The following is a 3,617-nucleotide window of genomic DNA, read 5'->3' as shown; positions in this document are numbered from 1 at the left end:
GAAACGCACCGCTATGGATAACAATTATATGATTCGGGTGCTCAGTTGTTGTTTCATTGACAATACATTAGATTCTTCTGATTGCTTGTGTCAAGCCTGATTGAGACGCTCTTACCCTGATGTTTGTTAAAAAGTATAACAAAGCAGAATATAAACAAAAAGTTGGACTTAAACTAATCTTTGCTTTAGCCCAATCCTAAATGTAATTATGCAAATTGAGGTGGAAATCTTTACGGTAAACAAGCGGTTTCCCCTGACTATTAGTCGTGGCACAACTGCACAGACAAAGAATGTATGGGTGAAGATTTTCCATGATGGCATCGAAGGCTGGGGAGAAGCATCGCCGTTTAGTGTAGGTAATCATCCGCAGTCAACGGAAATAATCAAAGATTTTTTGGAACAAATTACGCCTACTTTACAGGTATTCAACCCGTTGCAGCGGCAGCAAATAGAGCAATTTTTAATCACAGCAAAAATTCCTTCCGCAGTTAGGGCAGCATTAGATATGGCACTGCACGACTGGTTGGGAAAGCGCGTCGGTTTACCGCTGTGGCAAATATGGGGGCTGGATAGAAATCTGATAGTACCAACTTCGGTGACTATTGGCATTAATTCACCAGAAGGGGCAAGGGCAAGGGTGCGGAATTGGTTGCAATTTGTCGATGTGCGTGTTTTCAAGGTGAAATTGGGTAGCCCGGATGGTATTGATGCCGATCGCCAAATGTTAATGGCAGTGCGACAAGAAGCACCCACGCAAGAATTGTGCGTTGATGCCAATGGGGGTTGGAGTTTAGAGGACGCCATCCAAATGTGTAGTTGGCTGGCTGATTTGGGTATAAAGTATGTAGAACAGCCGTTGTCACAAGGTCAGGAGAAAAGCTTGGCAGAATTAAAAGCGCGATCGCCCCTACCCATTTTTGTTGATGAAAGTTGTTTCACTAGCGCTGATATTCCTCGATTGGCAAATTTTGTCGATGGTATTAATATCAAGCTAATGAAATCAGGGGGGTTAAGCGAGGCAATGCGGATGGTACATACAGCCCGTGCTAATGGGTTGCAAGTCATGTTCGGTTGCTATTCTGACAGTACGCTTCTCAATACGGCTGCGGCACAATTAGCGCCATTAGCTGATTATTTAGATTTAGACAGTCACCTCAATTTAATTGACGATCCCTTTATCGGGGCATTTGTGCAAGAGGGAAGAGTTTTGCCAAACGATTTACCAGGCTTGGGGGTACAACGTAGTGCGTCTGCCGCTTAATCAAAGGGTAGCTATTTTATTGCATGAGGGAATCAAGGGAACTCGTGGTAAAACTGGGTTATCACTCTTACGTTACAGTGAAGCCCCAATCGTAGTAGTAATTGATCGCGAGTGCCCAGGAGAATCTTTATCGGCATTAACGGGTATTCAGCGTGATGTACCAATAGTCGCATCAACTACAGCAGCGCTGGAGTACAAACCACAAGTATTAGTAATTGGCATTGCCCCCCTAGGTGGTGTTGTGCCAGATGATTATTGGCATGATATCAAGGATGCCCTCGCTGCGGGAATGTCGTTAGTCAATGGTTTGCACGCACCATTATCAACTCTGCCAGATTTAAAGGCACTTCTGAAACCAGGACAATTGATTTGGGATGTGCGGAAAGAACCGCCTAACTTAGGCATTGCTATTGGTATTGCCCGTACCCTCCCTTGTCGACGAGTGTTAACTGTGGGAACCGATATGGCAGTTGGCAAAATGTCAACTAGCTTAGAGTTACATTGGGCATCACGACTGCGGGGCTGGCGTTCTAAGTTCTTAGCAACAGGGCAAACTGGCATAATGTTAGAGGGGGATGGTGTGCCATTGGATGCCGTGCGTGTGGACTTTGCCGCCGGTGCAGTGGAACAGATGGTGATGCGCTATGGCAAAAACTACGACATTCTCCATATAGAAGGACAAGGTTCGTTACTACACCCTAGTTCTACGGCAACACTGCCTTTGATACGCGGTTCCCAACCAACGCAGATGATACTGGTACATCGGGCAGGACAAACCGAAGTTGTTAATGGTGTGCCAATTCCGCCTTTATCAGATGTAGTCAAGCTTTATGAAACTGTTGCCAGTGCTGCTGGTGCTTTTGGACATGTACCTGTCGCAGCGATCGCACTGAACACCCGTCATTTAAACGAAGCGGAAGCAAAAAAAGCGATCGCTCAAACTGAAACAGAAACTGGGTTGGCTTGTACCGATCCGGTGCGCTTTGGTGCTGGCAGATTGTTAGACGCAGTGATGCAGAATTAAGCTATCCAATACCAATTATTGTGCTTAACTAATTTTGATTCACGTTTGCCGAATCAAGAACTGCTTGCAAGCGACTTCTAAATTCTCCTTTCGGGTGCCCCCCTTTTACTTCACCCAAAATCTGGAATTCTCCTTCTGGTGAATTACAGATAATGTAAGTGGGCCATCCCATTTGTGATTTATCTGGATATTGTGTCAAAAGAATCTGACGATACTTGCGGTATGTTGCTGTATCCTGCATTTTCACATCAATAAATTGCAAACCTAATTCCTCAGTCACTTTTTGGTCATAGAATGACATTTTGTGGCAGATACCGCAGTCTTCACTAGAGAATTTAATTACAGCTAAAGGCATGTGGCTTTGCAACTCTCTGAATGTTGATACAGATCACTAGCATTACATGGGATATTATGCTAGCACATTAAATACAAAATAAAGAGAAAAAATAGAATTTTTAGTAAAAATCGCAGATAACCTTTATTTATCCTGATTTTCAGACGTTACAAAACACTCAGGGAAGCCAATAACTGAAATATTGACACTTCTAAAAAACGATAATATAAATTAATTGACGATTGTAACGAGTTTTAATTGTTTCCATTACACTCAAAGGACATAAAGCCAAAATTTTCTATCGAGATGTGTATTGAAACCAATTGAGAACCGTGATAAAAACAACTTGGTTATCAGGGTAAAGCGGGAAAAGCTGTACAGATACAACAGGAGTAACATTAAGGACAAATTGCCAATTTGCCAGATAGTTAGTATTAGATATGCCAATATGGCCCATTTTTATCGAAATTTAGGTTAAAAATAATTTAATGAGAGTCTCAACAAAATGAACTTCTGCTTATTCCTTACTCTTAATTTTCAATGCTAGTTACCACAACGGCTATAACAGGCGCAAGGCTATTTAATACCGATGGGAGACTGGCGATTTTCCCTTTACCCTTCCTTAGCTTCTACTTTATGTGGTCTTAAATTAATCTCTGTACCCTTGATCAATTTTCGTAAAGGTGGGTTATGATCTGGTTTTCTACAAAAAAATCCCCTCGTAGCCGACAGCTAGTAAGGGGAGTCTGTTATCAGGGTGCATCTACCATTTCCATGTTTCAATATAAATCAGTATGTTCCGGATAAATTTGCAAAAAGATTTTGGATGTTTGTTTCTGTACAAAAAAATCCCCTCGTAGCCGACAGCTAGTAAGGGGAGTCTGTTATCAGGGTGCATCTACCATTTCTATGTTCTCAGACAAATCAGTATGTTCCGGATAAATTTGCAAAAAGATTTTGGATGTTTGTTTCTGTACAAAAAAATCCCCTCGTAGCCG

The 3,617-nt window shown here is 42.2% G+C and carries 3 protein-coding genes; 2 read left to right on the top strand and 1 reads right to left on the bottom strand.

Features of this window, described 5'->3' with window-relative positions; genetic code table 11:
• The first annotated feature begins 208 nt into the window (after nt 1–208).
• Both HXY43_RS07420 and HXY43_RS07415 read left to right on the top strand, forming a co-directional pair.
• A complete protein-coding gene (locus HXY43_RS07420; protein WP_290881754.1) occupies nt 209–1,261 on the top strand; it encodes a dipeptide epimerase in 1,053 nt (350 codons plus the stop codon).
• Nucleotides 1,245–2,285: a DUF1611 domain-containing protein gene (locus HXY43_RS07415; RefSeq protein WP_290881752.1), complete on the top strand. Its 1,041-nt coding sequence runs from the start codon at nt 1,245–1,247 to the stop codon at nt 2,283–2,285. The genes HXY43_RS07420 and HXY43_RS07415 overlap by 17 nt, the downstream gene beginning before the upstream one ends.
• 28 nt (nt 2,286–2,313) lie before the next feature.
• Here HXY43_RS07415 and HXY43_RS07410 read toward each other — a convergent pair whose 3' ends face one another.
• Nucleotides 2,314–2,640, bottom strand: a complete 327-nt coding sequence (locus HXY43_RS07410) for a hypothetical protein (RefSeq protein ID WP_026736632.1) — start codon at nt 2,638–2,640, stop codon at nt 2,314–2,316.
• Nucleotides 2,641–3,617: the final 977 nt, after the last annotated feature.

This window comes from Fischerella sp., assembly GCF_013388695.1.
Lineage (GTDB): Bacteria > Cyanobacteriota > Cyanobacteriia > Cyanobacteriales > Nostocaceae > PCC9605.
The sequence above is the reverse complement of the archived record's forward strand: the minus strand, read 5'-3'. Positions and strand labels throughout refer to the sequence as shown.

What these genes read in the sequence shown, in the direction of transcription:
- HXY43_RS07420 (WP_290881754.1), top strand. Translation starts at nt 209, where the DNA reads ATGCAAATTGAGGTGGAAATCTTTACGGTAAACAAGCGGTTTCCCCTG.
- HXY43_RS07410 (WP_026736632.1), bottom strand. Translation starts at nt 2,640, where the DNA reads ATGCCTTTAGCTGTAATTAAATTCTCTAGTGAAGACTGCGGTATCTGC.